16 protein-coding genes are annotated in these 17,622 nt (G+C 33.7%); 14 read left to right on the plus strand and 2 right to left on the minus strand.

Features of this window, described 5'->3' with window-relative positions:
• Positions 1-96: 96 nt before the first annotated feature.
• The gene (locus LQV47_RS14780; protein WP_047493256.1) at positions 97-795 is read right to left on the minus strand and encodes a LytTR family DNA-binding domain-containing protein; all 699 of its coding nucleotides are present in this window, start codon (positions 793-795) and stop codon (positions 97-99) included.
• A complete protein-coding gene (locus LQV47_RS14785; protein ID WP_230038147.1) occupies positions 795-1,823 on the minus strand; it encodes a histidine kinase in 1,029 nt (342 codons plus the stop codon). The genes LQV47_RS14780 and LQV47_RS14785 overlap by 1 nt, the downstream gene beginning before the upstream one ends.
• Positions 1,824-2,052: 229 nt before the next feature.
• Between LQV47_RS14785 and LQV47_RS14790 the strand changes: the two genes are divergently transcribed.
• The 14 genes from LQV47_RS14790 (at position 2,053) to LQV47_RS14855 (ending at position 17,557) form a co-directional block, all read left to right on the plus strand.
• Positions 2,053-2,745, plus strand: coding sequence for a DUF2490 domain-containing protein (locus LQV47_RS14790; protein ID WP_230038149.1), 693 nt, complete (start codon positions 2,053-2,055; stop codon positions 2,743-2,745).
• Entirely contained in the window at positions 2,690-4,051 is a 1,362-nt protein-coding gene (locus tag LQV47_RS14795) for a CitMHS family transporter (RefSeq protein ID WP_354960987.1), read from the plus strand. The genes LQV47_RS14790 and LQV47_RS14795 overlap by 56 nt, the downstream gene beginning before the upstream one ends.
• Before the next feature lie 90 nt (positions 4,052-4,141).
• Positions 4,142-5,368, plus strand: coding sequence for a cation:dicarboxylase symporter family transporter (locus LQV47_RS14800; RefSeq protein ID WP_230038153.1), 1,227 nt, complete (start codon positions 4,142-4,144; stop codon positions 5,366-5,368).
• 75 nt (positions 5,369-5,443) lie between these two features.
• A complete protein-coding gene (locus LQV47_RS14805; RefSeq protein WP_230038155.1) occupies positions 5,444-6,166 on the plus strand; it encodes a hypothetical protein in 723 nt (240 codons plus the stop codon).
• Positions 6,167-6,648: 482 nt separating this feature from the next.
• Complete coding sequence (locus LQV47_RS14810; protein ID WP_045500963.1) at positions 6,649-6,927, plus strand: co-chaperone GroES; 279 nt, start codon at positions 6,649-6,651, stop codon at positions 6,925-6,927.
• Positions 6,928-6,978: 51 nt separating this feature from the next.
• Positions 6,979-7,335 carry a four helix bundle protein gene (locus tag LQV47_RS14815; protein ID WP_230038157.1) on the plus strand — a complete coding sequence of 119 codons (357 nt, stop codon included), beginning with the start codon at positions 6,979-6,981 and terminating at the stop codon, positions 7,333-7,335.
• A 68-nt stretch (positions 7,336-7,403) separates the two neighbouring features.
• Positions 7,404-9,029 (plus strand): chaperonin GroEL, encoded by a 1,626-nt coding sequence (gene groL, locus LQV47_RS14820; protein ID WP_230038159.1) that lies wholly within the window; start codon positions 7,404-7,406, stop codon positions 9,027-9,029.
• 144 nt (positions 9,030-9,173) lie between these two features.
• Entirely contained in the window at positions 9,174-9,821 is a 648-nt protein-coding gene (locus LQV47_RS14825) for an SLATT domain-containing protein (protein ID WP_230038161.1), read from the plus strand.
• A 262-nt stretch (positions 9,822-10,083) separates the two neighbouring features.
• On the plus strand, positions 10,084-10,539 hold the full coding sequence (locus tag LQV47_RS14830; protein WP_230038163.1) for an NTF2 fold immunity protein: 456 nt from the start codon (positions 10,084-10,086) through the stop codon (positions 10,537-10,539).
• A 275-nt stretch (positions 10,540-10,814) separates the two neighbouring features.
• Entirely contained in the window at positions 10,815-11,714 is a 900-nt protein-coding gene (locus LQV47_RS14835; protein WP_230038165.1) for an alpha/beta hydrolase, read from the plus strand.
• 182 nt (positions 11,715-11,896) lie between these two features.
• A complete protein-coding gene (locus LQV47_RS14840) occupies positions 11,897-12,931 on the plus strand; it encodes a hypothetical protein (protein ID WP_230038167.1) in 1,035 nt (344 codons plus the stop codon).
• 992 nt (positions 12,932-13,923) lie between these two features.
• A complete protein-coding gene (locus tag LQV47_RS14845) occupies positions 13,924-14,763 on the plus strand; it encodes a pentapeptide repeat-containing protein (RefSeq protein ID WP_230038169.1) in 840 nt (279 codons plus the stop codon).
• 11 nt (positions 14,764-14,774) lie between these two features.
• On the plus strand, positions 14,775-16,313 hold the full coding sequence (locus LQV47_RS14850) for an NACHT domain-containing protein (protein WP_230038170.1): 1,539 nt from the start codon (positions 14,775-14,777) through the stop codon (positions 16,311-16,313).
• A 389-nt stretch (positions 16,314-16,702) separates the two neighbouring features.
• Positions 16,703-17,557, plus strand: a complete 855-nt coding sequence (locus LQV47_RS14855) for a HEPN domain-containing protein (RefSeq protein WP_230038171.1) — start codon at positions 16,703-16,705, stop codon at positions 17,555-17,557.
• The last annotated feature ends 65 nt before the right edge of the window (positions 17,558-17,622 follow it).

A 17,622-nucleotide genomic window follows, 5' to 3' on the forward strand; every position in this document is an offset into this window, starting at 1 on the left:
GCAACCTTTTTTCTTATAAAACAGCTTCATCATTTTCGGTTAAAGCCCAAAATCTGCGGGAGCTGTATAATCTGTGGGAAACTTTACTAGGAAAAATTAATTCAGATAAGCTTTTAAAGAATTTTTATATGTTCTCCCAAGCGGAAGTTTCTCCCCGTCTTTAAGATATACATTCGCGGTATCATAAGAACTGATATGAGAGGACAATACGATATAGGATTTGTGAATCCTTATAAAGCCTAAGTTTTGAAACTTTTCTTCGAAATTAGACATTCGCTCAAGGATCATATATTTTTTCAAATGGGTAATCAGGATGATATATTCTCCAAATCCTTGAATCCATTTGATATCTTCCAGTAAAACTTTATTCATGATATAATTGGATTTGAACATAATAAAGTCTTCCTTCTTTTGATCTTCCGTAGATTTTTTAAACTGAAGAAAATCCTTTGCTTTGGTCACTGCTTTTCTAAAAGTCTCAAAGTCTACCGGTTTTACCAGGTAATGAACGACATCAAGTTCAAAAGCTTTTACAGCATACTGGGTTTCCAGTGTAAGAAATATACACAGGGGTTTATAGGGAAGCTGAAGTAAAAGTTCAATTCCGTTGATATAGGGCATATTAATATCCAGAATCACAAGGTCTACTCTATTTTCCTTCAGGTATTCAAGGGCATCCTGAGGATTCTGAAATACTTCCAGCAGATCGACATCTTCCATCCGCTCACAATAATGCCGGATCAGTTCTAATGCCGGATATTCATCATCTACACTTACAATCGTCAGGTTGGCCATTACAGTTTAATTTTTAATATAGTCTGATACATATTGTTTTCCATACTTTCGGATATAAAAGTAAATCTTTCAGGATAATATTTTTTCAAAATACTGATCACCGCCTCATTTCCCAGCCCACTATCATTAAGATTACTGACCAGCGTCCTGTTTTGGGCAACGGAATTTCTGATATCGAATAAAAATTCATGATTCTCTATTGTATAGCTTAGTTTTATAAAGCTTCCCGCTTCTATACCCACCGCAGAGTGTTTTAATGCATTTTCAAATAAGGTAAGGCAAACAGACGGTGGTATTTCAATCAGGTCCAGGGTTTCTTCATCTTCAATATCAAAACTGATATCCAGCAGGTTATTATATTTCAGCTGATAGAGCCCTTTGAGAGACTGGATCGAAGAAAATTCCTGTGAGATCGTAATATATTCTTTATTGGTGTCATAAATGACATATTGAAGTAATTTACTCAGGTGCAAAATAGATTCTGAGGTATTTTCGGATGGGGTAATACTTTTGGAATAAATATTATTAAGTGTATTCAATAAAAAATGAGGATTCAGTTTGGATTTCAGGAGATCAAGATACAGCTGATCTTTCTCTTCACCCAGATTTTTAAAATCCTGCTCAATAAGAAATTTATCTTTTGTTATTCCCAAAAATGAAGCAACAAGAATCACAATCCCCTGGGCAGTATATACATTGTACAGAAATTTAGTATTGGAGAGGGTTTCATTAAACTTCATATTAAATACAGCAGGTTCCAGTAAAATTCTGAAAAGGCTTGAAACCAGAAAACATATCAAAGCATACAGAATAAATTCCGGGTATTTATTGGAAAGGTAAAACTGGGGAACCAGATAAAAATAGACCAGATAATAGATTCCTATATTCAGAATAAATGCAAACAATACGCTCCATATCAATTCCGGAACATCTAAAAAGTAGTTTTCGGTGAAAAAAATAATAGCCAGGAACACCAAAAAGAAAAAAATATGCTGAAACCTCAGCAAAAATCCCCAGTGGTATTTCATGAGCGTTTCCAAAACCTTCGCATTAAATAAGATCCTGAAAACCAATAATATAAATATGATATTTATCAGTAAAAACATCCGGTTAAATGAATTTTCCCATTTTTCAAATATAGCATCTTTTTACGCCAGATTGCAGTTCACTGATAAAAACAGCCATTGATTGAAAAATAAATTCCCGGCTTCTTCTTATAAATATATTTGAGACATCGGGATATTAATCAAATCTTACATGAAAATTAAATTACAATTAATTATAATCATAGTATTGGGATTCAGCAGGCTTGTTGATGCACAAAGCCGTGATAACTACAATATGTGGTTTCAGTACTTAATGTCAGCAAAACTGACTGATAAAAATACTTTGACAGCACTTTCTCAATACCGTTCTTTTGATATGGCTTATGATACAAGGCTTTTCCTGATCTCTGCCTATGTAGATTATGAAGTAGCCAATGAGGTACGCCCTGCGGTGGGAGCTATGTTTTTGGTTCTGGACTCTTATCGCTCAGACAGCTCTAAAAAAGAAAGGTATGAAAAAAGACCTTTCCAGCAGGTATCACTGGGAGGTAATATAGGAAGAACATCTATTTCTCACCGTTTCCGTGTGGAAGAACGTTTTATAAGCAATCCGGACGAATTTATCGTAAGACTGCGTTATCTTATTTCTCTGAGAATTCCTTTCAACAGAGCCGGAGAAAAAGAAAAGCTGTACGGTATTCTGAAAAATGAAATCAGGATGAATGTCGTGAAAGAAGACCCATTTGACAGCAATCGTCTGACAGCAGGAATAGGTATAAAAACCGGAAAAAATTCCGCAATAGAAGTTGCATTTATCAACCAGCTGGAAACCGGGTCTACCAGTAACTATGCCTATATCGGCTATAGAAACAGCTTCGACTGGAGAAAAAACAAAAACAAATAATCTAAATACACTCATTACTATGCTTACATTCCTTGGGTTTCTGATGATCATCATCTTTATGGTGCTTATCATGAATAAAAAAATGACTCCGCTTACCGCCCTGGTGATTATCCCTGTCACAGTGGCATTATTTGCTGGTTTCGGCCCTCATCTGGGTGAAATGATGAAAAACGGAGTCAAGGAAATAGCTCTTACGGGCGTTATGCTGATCTTTGCCATACTTTATTTCAGCTTAATGATAGACACCGGACTTTTTGAGCCGTTGGTGAATCTTATTTTAAAAGCCGTTGGAGATAATCCTATCAAAACCACTATAGGAACAGCTATTCTTACCACACTGGTTTCATTGGACGGTGACGGTTCTTCTACTTATATTATTGTAGTGGCTGCCATGTTACCTCTTTACAAAAAACAAGGAATAAACCCACTGGTCTTAACCTGTATTATCATGCTGGCCGGAGGAATTATGAATATTCTTCCATGGGGCGGCCCTACAGCCAGAGTAATGAGCTCCCTGAAGCTGGGGCACACAGAAATTTTTGTACCTATGATTCCTATTATGGTACTGGGAATTGCCTGGGTTATATTTGTAGCCTATATTCTGGGAAGAAAGGAAAAGAAAAGAATTGCAAAACATGGGAAGTATACCCGTTATGCAGCCAGTGATATTACCGGTGAGTCGGATCCTAGGCTCCTGCGTCCCAAACTGATTTGGGTGAATCTCTGCCTTACCATTGTTCTTCTTACCGTTATGATTTTAGATATCGTTCCGCTGGGAATTGCCTTTATGATTGCTTTCTGTATAGCTTCTGTTATCAATTATCCTAAACTGAAAGACCAGCAGAAAATCATGTCTAAACATGCAGGAAATGCTTTATCGGTAGCAGGAATGATCTTTGGTGCAGGAATTTTCACCGGAATTCTTAACGGATCAGGTATTATGCAGGCAATGGGTAACAGCATGATAGAAATCGTTCCTAAAAGCTGGGGAGGTTATTTGAATATTATCACGGCTGTATTCAGTGTTCCTCTTACCTTTTTCCTGACCAATGACGCCTACTATTTTGGGATATTACCCATTGTTGAAGCTACGGGACATCAGTTGGGCATTGCTCCCGATATTCTTGGGAGGGCAAGTCTTGTGGGGCAGGCTTCCCATCTGCTCAGTCCGTTGGTTCCTTCCACCTATTTATTGGTGTCATTGGCCGGGGTAGAATATTCAGACCACCTGAAATATACGTTGAAATGGGCTATCGGGTCTTCGGTGATCATGTTGCTGGGCGCTCTCCTTCTCGGGACCATCTGATCTGTTTTTTTTCATAATTATTAAGTTTCAACGTTATAATGATGCCCTAGTTTATATATTTGTTGTATAAAGACCGCATATCTTCCACGAATGAATCTCTTACAGTCTCAAAAAACATTTACCGGCAGGTACCTGAAAAATCTTACCTTATATGTATTCACAGCCATTGTAGGCGGAGTACTGACAGGTCATTATGCTCCGGAAGCAAGCATAAAGCTGGGCGTGGTAAGCCGGTATTTCTTCATCATTCTGGAGTCTATTATCCTACCCATTATTTTTATGGCAATTATGTACGGGATATGCCAGCTTTCTGATATTAAAAATGCAACACGCATCGTATGGCAAACGATTTTATATTTTCTTATCATCAGCTCAATAGCTATTGTACTGGGATTTATCTTTGGCTCCATCATACAGCCGGGCGCTGACACAGGCATTAATACCAGCAAAATCAATACGTCTCTTCCCAAAACTTTCGAAATAAAAGATGGAAAAATTTCTACCATTTTATACCTGAACAGACACGGCCTATTTCTTATTCTGTCCATAGTCCTGGGAATATCCATGAATCTTTCAAAAGGAAGGGATCGCTTTTTGAAACTGCTGGATCAGGGACTAGGTATTTTTTACACGTTCATCAAATATCTCTACCTTGTTCTTCCCATTATCATCTTTTGTAATATTGCTTACGGAGTGGCTATCTATGGGATCAATACCCTGTTGCCGCTTAGTAAAGTGGTGGCTACGGTATACCTGGCAGACATTGTATTTATTTTCGGAATATTAGGATTGATCTCCTACCTTTTCAAATTCAACCTGTTGAAATTCCTGCTTAATATAAAGGAGGAAATTATCCTGGTCATTACTACCTCTACTTCCAAAACAGCATTCCCCTTAATTTTTGAAAAAATGGAATCTGAAGGCTACAGCAGGAAGATTTTAAGATTTATTATTCCTTTAGGCTATAACTTTAACCTGGCAGGAGCCTGTATCTATATTTCTGTAACCTGTTGTTTCCTTGTTCAGTTTTATAATATATCACTGACGATCAATGATTATATCTGGCTGTTTATCATTATTTCTTTCACCTCAAAAACAGCTTCCGGAGTTCCCGGTTCCGGATTTTTAGCCCTTATATTTACCCTGAACAGATTTGGAAAAATACCCCTTACAGATTTAGCCCTGCTTTACAGCGTAGACCGTTTTATGAATGAAGCCAGATCAGTCACCAACTTTATAGGCATTGCAGTAGCCGGAGCCATTATTTCAAAATTCAACCAGCAGCAGAAAAAAAGTTCTACCATAATTTCAACATAATAACCTATCATAGATGTAAAGGCTTAATCAAATGTAACTTTTTGAAAATCAATACTACTTATCAGCAAAAAAGCTATGAAAACATTTCTCATCCTTTTGCTCATAAGCAGTACTCATTTATTTTCCCAAAAACTGCTTACTCCATCCAATAGTGGTATTGATCCACAACTGATACAGGACGAAACATCCGAAGCGGTATGGTACGCTGAAAATGCCGGCAAAAAAATAGAAATCGGGAACATTACGACCCAGATTAAAAAATTAAACGCAACAGATCTGCTCATCATGACAACCGTAAAAATGAAGCAGACTCCCAATACCCATTGGGTAGATTCCACCCTTGTGAAAACAGCCAATCTTCAGCCGATACGCCATTCATCCTTTAATATGAACCGCGATATGGTTTTTACCTACCACAAAAACAAAGTAACCGGGTATTATCTTGATAAGAAAACTCAGAAAAAAGATGATATTGACATGCCTGCTAGCCATTATTTTGACAGCAGCACTTATCCGACGCTGATCAGATTTCTACCCCTGAAAGAAAAGTATACCGCAGAAATTTCCATTTTTGACTATAATCCCAATGCAACAAAAAAAGGAATAATGAAAGCCTACATCCAAAGTGTAGAAAAAGGGGACTATCAGCATAAAAAAGTATGGATCGTAAAAACCGCTGACGACATTACAGAAAAAACAACGACTGTAACCTATTATATTGATTCTGAAACACGGAAAATCCTCAAACAGGACATTGAATCGGGAACAAGAAAAATGTCAATAGAAACAATACAATAAATAAAAAAATATCATTTAATGCCTGATAACCAAATCATTATTTTCAAAAAAAACACAAAAACATATCACGCATTAAGGAAAAATATTTATATTTGATCCACTAAACACCAAATGTCAAAAACCTGATTGACGTTAAATGTTCAGGAATTGTACACCTTATATATTATTAACTATGAAAAATGCTAAATTATTAAGCAGAGATGCTCAGAAATCAATCAACGGCGGCGCTATAGGACGCTTTTGCTGTGAATACAACTACAAAGGACAATGTATCCTATGGATTGGGCCTGGACAATATTGCCCATAGTAAAAAACCAATTCATAGTGTTCAATAAAAGCCGGAAGATTTTCCGGCTTTCTCTTTTTATTTTTCTGCCAAATTTTCACACCCCCCGATAAAAATCTGCCATTTCATCCACTGACCCCTGATGGCATACATTTAGAGAATTATAGTACAGAAATACTTAAAAAATAAATATATTATGTCAGTAAACTTTAAACCATTAGCAGACAGAGTTCTAGTAGAGCCAATTGCTGCAGAAACTAAAACAGCATCAGGTATTATTATCCCGGACACTGCAAAGGAAAAGCCGCAAGAAGGTACTGTAGTGGCAGTAGGTCCTGGTAAAAAAGATGAACCTACAACTGTTCAGGTAGGTGACAAAGTTCTTTATGGAAAATATTCAGGTTCTGAATTGAAATTGGAAGGAAAAGATTACTTAATTGTAAAAGAAGCTGATTTATTGGGAATTATAGGGTAAGCTTCTAGCTATCGGCTTCTGGCAAATGGCCTTCTACATAGAATTTAATTCATGAGAGATTTTAAAAAATTTGAAGTTTGGCAATTAAGTCATCAATTGACTTTAAAAGTATATACTTCAACCAAAAGCTTTCCGAAAGAAGAAGTTTTTGGACTTACTTCTCAAATAAGAAGATCATTTGCGTCAATTGGATATAATATTTCAGAAGGAAGCGGCAGAAATTCAGATAAGGAATTTGCCAATTTCATCAATATTGCATTAGGATCATCCAATGAAGCCGAAAACCAATTAATTCTTGCTAAAGATTTGGGATATATTCATGAAAATGATTATCAAAATATTTTGGAAGAATTAACAATACTGAAAAAGAAGCTTATAACATTGTGGAATAAGCTAAAAGTAAACTAAAATTAAAAATCAAATTGCGACTTGCATAAAGCCAAAAGCTAACAGCCAGTCGCCAAAAGCTAAACAATATGGCAAAAGAAATAAAATTCGATATTGAATCAAGAGACGCTTTAAAGAGAGGGGTTGATGCATTGGCTAATGCAGTAAAAGTAACTTTAGGTCCTAAAGGTAGAAATGTGGTCATCGAGAAATCTTTCGGTGCTCCTCACGTAACTAAGGATGGTGTTTCTGTAGCAAAAGAAATCGAACTTGAAGACAGAGTAGAAAATATGGGAGCGCAAATGGTAAAAGAAGTTGCGTCCAAAACTAATGATATCGCAGGAGACGGTACTACTACCGCTACTGTTTTGGCACAGGCTATCGTAAGAGAAGGTCTTAAGAATGTAGCTGCTGGTGCTAACCCAATGGATCTTAAAAGAGGTATCGACAAAGCAGTAACTGCTGTTGTTGAAAACCTTAAATCTCAATCTAAAACAGTTGGTGATTCTACAGAAATGGTGAAGCAGGTAGCTTCAGTTTCTGCAAACAACGACGAAACTATCGGATCTCTGATCGCTGAAGCTTTCGGAAAAGTAGGTAAAGAAGGGGTAATCACTGTAGAAGAAGCTAAAGGTATCGATACAACTGTAGATGTTGTAGAAGGTATGCAGTTTGACAGAGGATACCAGTCTCCATACTTCGTGACTAACCCTGAGAAAATGGTAGCTGAAGTAGAAAACCCATATATCCTTTTAGTAGAGAAGAAAATTTCTTCAATGAAAGAATTGCTTCCGGTTCTTGAGCCAATTGCACAAGGTGGTAAGTCTCTATTGATTATCTCTGAAGAAGTGGAAGGTGAAGCTTTAGCTACTTTAGTGGTAAACAAATTAAGAGGTTCTCTTAAAATTGCTGCTGTAAAAGCTCCAGGATTTGGAGACAGAAGAAAAGCAATGTTAGAAGATATCGCGATCCTTACTGGTGGACAGGTAATTTCTGAAGAGCAAGGTTTCACTATGGAAAACATCTCTTTAGATATGCTTGGAACAGCTGAGAAAGTAACAATCGATAAAGACAACACAACAATCGTAAACGGTGGTGGTGATGAAGCGAAAATCAAAGGAAGAGTAGCTCAGATCAAAGCTCAGATGGAAACTACAACTTCTGACTACGACAGAGAGAAACTTCAGGAAAGATTAGCTAAGTTAGCTGGTGGTGTTGCTGTACTTTATGTAGGAGCAGCTTCTGAAGTGGAAATGAAAGAGAAAAAAGACAGAGTGGATGATGCATTACACGCTACGAGAGCAGCTGTAGAAGAAGGTATCGTTGCAGGTGGTGGTGTTGCTTTAGTAAGAGCAATCTCTGCTTTAGAAAACCTTACCGGAATCAATGCTGACGAAACTACAGGGATTAAAATCGTAAAAAGAGCGATTGAAGAGCCATTGAGACAAATCGTTGCCAACGCAGGTGGTGAAGGTTCTGTAATCGTTGCTAAAGTAGCAGAAGGATCAGGAGACTTCGGATACAACGCGAAAACTGACGAGTATGTTCACATGCTTGAAGCAGGTATCATCGACCCAACTAAAGTAACAAGAGTTGCTCTTGAAAATGCAGCTTCCGTATCTGGAATGCTTTTAACAACTGAGTGTGTAATCACTGAAGTGAAAAAAGACGAACCAGCTATGCCAATGGGAGGTGGTATGCCAGGAATGATGTAGTAGCGAGTCGCTAAGACAAATTTAATATATAAACCGTTCTGCTTTTGTGGAGCGGTTTTTTTACAGCTTCCCGTAAGGAAGTATTATTTCATTGTTCTAAATTTAGATCGACAAATCTAAATATTTTATAAAAAACTTTTACCTATGTCAAATACACAACAGAGAAGATATAGCGACTATTTAAATAAAACGTTCCTAGAAGAATTAAATTACAAAATTTGGGTTACTAAAGGTTGTAGGTTTAATGCCAGTTCCAGGCTCATAAGAACTGGAAAATTATCAAACCTTGCAATAAATATGATTTCTGTTTATTTGACAATTGCTGGTTTAATTACTGTCTATAATATAAATTCGAAAATTATTGACGACAATTTATTAGCATATTTAATAACTAGCTTGTCAATTCTGGCTCTAGTATTCGGGCAAATAGAAAGCTCAAAAGATTATACACTGAAATCTAAAGAATTTCATAACTGTGGTCTTGAATTATCTGAGATTTACAATAAGCTTAGAATTTTTAAAACTCTTGAAGAAAATCCTTCTCAGGAAAGAAAAAATCAATTCACTGAAGAAATATCTATTTCATATCAAAAAGTACTTGAGAAATATGACAATCATTTACAAATAGATAATAATATTTTCAAAACAAAAAAAGCAAGTTATCATGAATTGAATTATTGGCAAATAATAAAATATAAATCTGAATACTACTTACATTCATATTTTCTTTATCATATTTTAATTATTGTACCTGCAATTCTTATTATACTCTTAATAGTTTACCGCAACTAAAAAGATCAATTATTTAATTAATAATTTTTGAATACAACTCTAAAAGTATGTTTAAATATTTGAAGCAGAGATCATTGACCCAACTAAAGTAACAAGGGTTGCTCTTGAAAACGTAGCTTCTGTATCTGAAATGCTTCTTACTACTGAATGTGTAATCACTGAAGTGAAGAGCGCCGAACCAGCTATGCTATGTCTATACTATTTACACAATGTGTAAATTTGGAGGTTAGCTACAACTTTAGGCCAGACATCACTTAACAAAATGGACTTCGATAAATACATAGAAAATACTTTGCCAGACACTGACAGAACATCAATGGACACCGTTATTGAGTTCGTAAAAGTTTATAACAAATGGGCTATCGACTGCCATAATTTGGTAAAAACAGACAGAACTAAATTAGATGAACTTACAAAAATGGATAGTATGGCAAGAAAAATTTTGCAGAGCATTTACAACAAATATTGCACTTCAAAAAATAGACAATATTATAGGACCCATACAGGTTATTTTTTCTATGGTGGAACTTATCACTCAAGCTCTGAAATTGTAATTCATACAGAATTAACAAAAAATAAAGTAGAAATACAAACAGCAAAAATTAAAAACATAGCAACGTCGAAAAAATATATTGTAGTTAAACAAGGACAAATTTGGAAAATTGACACCGTTGAAAGTCTAGCAGGGAACAACAAATGGACATCTGATACTTTATAAATTTTTGACAACAGAAATGACGAGGATATTTACTTTTATCCAATTTCTTGGCTAAAAATTGGGTTGGTAATAGTTGGGAATAACGTTCCCTGACTTCCCACTACAACAAGCCCTAAACCATTAGTGACAATACTCATTTAAGAGCGCAGAACCAGCTATGCCAATGGGTGGTGAATGCCAGGAATGATGTAGTCTTAACTGCTATTTATAAATTAAAACCGCTCTATAAAAATAGAGCGGTTTTTTGTATTATATTTGATAACTAACCATGATCTATGAAAATCAACTTTTTTTCTAACTTATATATTTTGCTATTATTAATAGCTTTACCAGAAATAGCATTTTCACAATCGGCCGACTTTACCATTCAGGATATAAAGTTTGAAAGTCAGGGTATCACTCTGGCAGGCTCCATTGTGGAGCCTAAAAAAATAGTTGCAGCAGTTGTAATTGTTCACGGGTCCGATCCGGTAAAAAGAGAACTGGAGTTTGCAAAACGTCTTGCTAAAGAAGGCATTGCTGTATTCACCTATGACAAACGTGGAGTTGGAGAATCCGGAGGTGTGTATGTAGGGCCGTCTGTTGGCACGAATAATATTGACACTACTAATCTTAATTTATTGGCTCAGGATGCCAATGCAGCCGTAACAACATTTCAAACCTATTTGAAAGATAAAAAAACACCCATTGGATTAGTCGGATTCAGTCAGGCAGGATGGATCATCCCTATTGCTGCAAGCAAAAATCCGCAAGTTGACTTTATGGTGTTATTTAGTTGTCCTACCATTACCACTCTCGAGCAACTTCGATTTCAGTTTTATACTAATGGAAACAATAGTTTTTGGGAAAATCATACAGAAGCAGATGCCATTGAGCATACTAAAAATGATCCGGACAAATATCAATTTGCAGCGACTGACCCAAAAACTTATCTGAATACCCTTTCAATTCCCGGGCTTTGGCTTTTTGGTGAAAAAGACATACAGATTCCGGTAAAGTTGTGTATAGAACAATTGAACACCCTTAAAGCGCAAGGCAAGCCTTTCGAATATACTTCTTTTCCTAAATTGGGACACAATACTTCCTCCAGCAATGATACAGCTCCTGTAGATACTGCTGTACAATGGATACAACAGAAAGCATTGAATAGTAAAAAATCTAAAGCTTCAAAATAAAACATCTGTTCACATGTTTAAAGCAGATCCCTTCGCTACCGTGCGATTGTATCGCGTGGTTTTGAGCTTTTAGATTATATCATTGGAAGTTTAATTTATAATATTTAAACCACACGAAAGGATTCGTGCGGGAGCAGGGGAAATAGTACATTTATATTTTACATTTAATGATTAATAAATAGATGGCTAAAACCAAAACAACATTAGCGCAATGCATAAATTTGGATGTTGTACGATATTTTGACCGAAAAAAAAGAAAAATGAAAAACATATTAATTTTTGCTCTAATTTTTAATGTTTTATCTTGTAAAGCTCAAGAATTTGAAAAATTATCTGTTTCAAAAACAGATGATGCTGAACTGTACATTAATGATGAAAATTCTACAGAATTATTTTATTATAAATATGTACCAAAAATTAGTATTAAAGGTGTTTTAGTAATTATTCCTTCTGGTGGAGAACTCGTTGAAAATACATTAAAACAAATAACTCTGCCAAAAATAGCAGTTGAAAAAGGAATTATGGTCATTGTTCCATCCATAAATTGGGGAACAGATAGTCGAGAAGCAGAATTCAAATTACTTGATAAAATTTTCAGTGAAATTGTCGCAAAGCATAAAGTACCGAAAGATAAATTTATAATCGGGGGCCTTTCAAGTGGCGCAATGATTTCTTTAACTTACGCTGAAAAGGCAACTAAAAATCCGGAAAAGTTTTTTCTAATACCAAAAGGAGTTTTTGCATTAGACGCACCTTTAGACCAAGCAAGATTTTATAAATATTGCGAAAGAGAAATCGAAAGAAATATTTACAAGCCTGCAGTAGAGGAAGCAAAATGGATAAAGAATAATTGGGACAGTATTTATGGAGGATCTCCAGATAAATTTCCAAAAAAATATCTGGAAAATTCTATTTATTCTTATGAAGCAAAAGATGGCGGAAACGCAAAGTATTTAAAAAAAATGCCTCTTTTAATGTTTACTGATTTGGATACAGATTGGTTAATTGATCAAAGACATCGTGACTTACATGATTGGAATGGAATTGATATCATCTCAATGATAAACCAATTAAAAATAATGGGAAATGAAAATGCTAGAGTAATAGTTAGTCAAGGAAAAGGAGTTCGGCTAGACGGAACGAAAAATCCACATTCCTGGTCAATTATGGATTCCGAAGTTTGCCTGAATTGGCTACTAGAAACATTGGAAAAATAAAGACATCGGACAACAGGCGTTTGGCAAGATTGCAAAGTTTGTAGTAAATCCACGTTTACAGTTCGCAAAAAATTTCATCTTTGATAGAAAACAATCGGTTGTGTATAAAGTAATTGAACACCCTTAAAGCACAAGGCAAACCTTTCGAATATACTTCTTTTCCTAAGCTGGGACACAATACTTCCTCCAGCAATGATCCAGCCCCTTGTAGATACTGCTGTACAATGGATACAACAGAAAGCATTGAATATTAAAAGATCTAAAGCCTCAAAATAGAGCATGCGTAAACATACTTGAAACAGATCACTGAAGTGAAGAGCGCAGAACAAGCTGTGCTAATGGGTGGTGGAATGCCAGAAATGATGTAACGGTCAACGACCCCGGTTAAATTAATGTACTACCGTTTCATTGTTTTTTCTGCTTAAATTATGGTTTTTCGTAGGGAAATAGTATATTTAAATTTAATAATTGACAAATAAAATAACATTAACGCAATTGCATATATTATATATTGACACAATGCGTAAATTTAGATGTTAGCCGTCATAGTAGAACGACCATAACCATAGAAAAATAAAGAATTAATGACAGAGAAACTTAAGACAATAAACAGCTCACTTTCACCAAATAAACTTGGCAAACTTATTCGACAAAAATATAGTCTAAGCGATAAAACTGAATGTAGCATATCTAGATTTGCTATGAACTATTTATATATTGTTTACGATGACGAAAATAAGTATGTTTTTAGAGTTTACACACATAACTAGCGGACACAATTAGAAATTGAAAAAGAATTAAGACTTTTGCTTCAACTAAAAGAGGCTGATCAATAAGTTGCTTTTTCAATTGCAGACAAATTGAGCCAATACAACAGACGTTTTGCAATAGTTGAGTTGACGAAATTCTATTATCCCATCATCACAAAGTCCGAATACGTTGCACGAAATTTTTCCAACGGTGCATAATAATATATGAACAAAAGAAAATAAATGAAAAAAGAAAATAATATCATCAAAACTATTGGAGTTACATTTCTTATCATTAGTCTATTAATCGTTTTTTTACATAAATATCCCAAGGATTGGAGATTCAGTTCTATAATTAATGAATTCTATGCAAATATTAGTAGTGAATTGTTTAGTATTGCTATTACGATTTTGTTAATAGATTATTTATATGAGAGAAAAGAGAAACTAAACACTAAAAAAAGACTACTTAGAGAACTTGGAAGCGAAGACCGTGGTTTTACTTCCAGAGCATTAAAAGAATTAAAAGAGACTAAAGCATTAGAGGATGGCAGTTTAGTTGGTCTTGATTTAAAAGGTGCAAACTTATCTAATTTAGATTTTTCCAATGCCAATTTGAAAAATGTAAATTTTGAAAATGCAATCCTAGATAGTTGTATTTTTAATAATTGTGATTTATCTAATACTAATTTTACTAATGCAGAATTAAAAGCAGCTGTAATTGAAGGTGCTATATTTGATAAAACAATTTTATCAAAAGCTAATTTATATTCAGCTAGATTATCCAAATCTAAGATAAAAGATTCAGATTTCCTAAGTGCAAATTTACAAGTTGCAGAATTAATTGAAGTTGAGATAGACAGTTCTAAATTAGAAGATGTTAATCTTACTCAAGCAAATTTAACTAGAACAAAGATCAAAAATTCAAAACTTTTAAGATCTAACTTCACGAGTATTAATGGTATGAATTTAACTTATGAACGATGTAATTTGAAGGATGTTGTTGGTATCCATACAATAATCAACAACAATACGACCGAGTTTCTTGCTTGTGAAAATGTTCCAGTAATTAATAACAATTAATAAATTTAGAAATGAATAGATATCTTATAGACAACATAATTAACAATGATTTGATGTATATGTTGAATGAGGAAATAAGATTAAGTCTGAGAAACGATTTAGAAAATTACATTTCTTCACAATACAATAAACTAAAATTAACTAAGAGTATAATATTTAGAAATACTCCTGTTGATTTTTATGACAACTACGTTCCTTTAACATTAATTAACCCTCAGCATCATTTAAGAGTAGATGACCCTTATCAATTGATGCTAAAATTCCAGAAAATTGGCATTATTGGTTCTGCAGGAAGTGGTAAAACTACCTTATTAAAACATATTGCTTTACAAACATTCGAAAGAGAGGAATTATTTCCAATAATTATTGAATTACGAAATTATAATTCTTCATCACTTTCTTTTGAGGATTTTGTTGCACAACAAATTAGCAAAGTAAATTTTGAATTGATAAAAAAACTTTTTAAAAGCTCAAATTTTATTTTTCTATTAGATGGATATGATGAAATTGATTATATGAAAGGTAATAATTTCATTAATCAAATTGATAGTTTTGTTACAAATTATTCTTCAAATTACTTTGTAATATCCTCAAGACCAGGCACTAACGTGGAGAGCTTATCTCCGTTTTATATTTTTGAAATTGCACCATTAAATTTCAATGATATTTCATTTTATGTTGAAAAACTTAAAATACCTTATGATAAAAGAAATAAAATATTAAAATCAATAAATTCAGAAGATGAATTCATTGATTTTCTAACAAATCCTTTACTACTGTCACTTTATATTGTCACATATAGTGCTATCGGCTATGAATTTTTACCTAATAAAAGTATTTTTTTAAGAAAAGTAATTGATTATTTATTTACAGTTCATGATTCTGTATCAAAATTAGGATATGTACGTGAGAAATTATCTAACCTGAATGTCGACAGTTTAGAAAAAATTTCTTCCATTCTAGCCTTTAGGATATTTTTTTCGACTAAATACTCACTATCGAAAGACGAATTATATAAAGAATTTGATTTAATAAAAAAATCAACAGAATTCTATTTTGAAAATGACAAACTACTTTATGATTTAACCATTACAGTTGGAATATTAATAGATAATGGAAATTACTATTCCTTTCCTCATTTATCTATATTAGAGTATTTAACTGCTAATTTCGTTTCGACATTAAATGAAAAAAATAAAACTAACTTATATAATACAATGAATACTAAAAATATTCAATTGTTAAGCGTAAGTTTTTTTGAGTTTTTATATGAATTAGACAGAGATTATTTTCTAAAATTATTTTTAATTCCAGCAATAGATAAGCTAATTGAAAATAAATATGATTTTAATGAGAACATTTATAAAGATGAGTCATTTTTAGTAAAAGAATTTTTACGAAGAAATGTTAATACTATCTTGTTAAACAATAAATTATCTGATGAATATCTAGAATTTGATTATTTTACATTAAGGAATATAAAAAATGAAATTGAGGAACGATTAGAATCAAAGTTTAACAACGATAACAATCCTCTATTTGAATTTTAATAAAACTTCATGTAACATCATATTGGCGAAATGGCAGTTTAAAGGAGAAATTGAAAGTTTCTCCTTTCTTGTCGCAACAGCATTATATATTTCCTTTTTTCATAATTTAATAAATAATAAAAGGCTATTGCTAAGGTTAGTGCAAAATTGAAAGTTTAAGCAGTTTATAATAGTTAAACCGCACGAAAGGATTCGCGCAGTAGCGGGATAATTAAAAAACTAGTGCTAGCACAGGTTTTATGCTATTGCGGGTTTTGGGTTTAATTTAAAGTTAGTTTTGTAGTATCTTTGTGTTCAGTGTAAAACCTAAAGTTTCGGTTTCTTTAGTTTACAACAGCCGTAAAGTTTGGGAACTTTAGGTCCAATTTAAAAACAATACTCATTTAAAAATGATAACTGAAGTTACTTGGTTTATTTTAGGAAACGGAATATTCTTAGAAGATAACGAAATTGAAATATTACCGTATTTAAAAATACGAAAAGTTAATAAATTATCCATTTTTGAACTTGCTGGATTAGGTGCAAAAGGTTTCCAACAATGGTCATTACTAGAGCCTTTTTGTTACCTAACTAATAACTTTGAAATAATCAGCTCAGAAAATAAATCCACTTACGGATATGATATTTTAAATAGAGCTTGGTTACTAAATACTTTACTAGTTTTACGAAAAAAAACAACTACAAATTCGATTGCACTATTAAATCATTCCTGGAACAATATTAAGGATGCGAAAGAAGTCAAAGCCAATCTTTGTGACTACCATATAAATATGCTACAAATTAGTAGCTTCAATAACTTAAATATGGAGAAAAGTGATATATGCTGGCTGAAGGAACATTTTGAAATAGCAAATACACTAGCATTTAAATATGAGAAGTTTAGATATTCATTGGAAGTATTAAATTCTTGGCGCTATTGTGTAGATATAAAAAGTGCTATAGCAATTATTTGGGCCGCAATTGAAAGTATTGTTGATGTCTCTTCCGAAATAACATATCGTCTCTCACTAAGTATTTCATCTTTATTGTATGAAAGAGGAGAGAAAAGAATTGAGAAATTCAAGGACATTAAGAAACTATATGGCCTTCGTTCAAAAGTGGTACACGGTAGTAATCTTAAAGACAATGATATTGAAAATGCTTTAGTTGGATCATTTAACTTACTTTCTGAATTAGTTACTTATATGATTGAAAATAACCAAATTATAGCTGAAAAGGACTTTGAATCTGCAATCTTTAAATAAATTGCACCCCGTTGCGCAAAGTCAGGAGACCTTGCGCCAATAAAATAAAACCAAGCTATTTAAAA

Origin of the sequence: Chryseobacterium sp. Bi04, from assembly GCF_918698085.1 — a bacterium.
Taxonomy (GTDB): domain Bacteria; phylum Bacteroidota; class Bacteroidia; order Flavobacteriales; family Weeksellaceae; genus Chryseobacterium.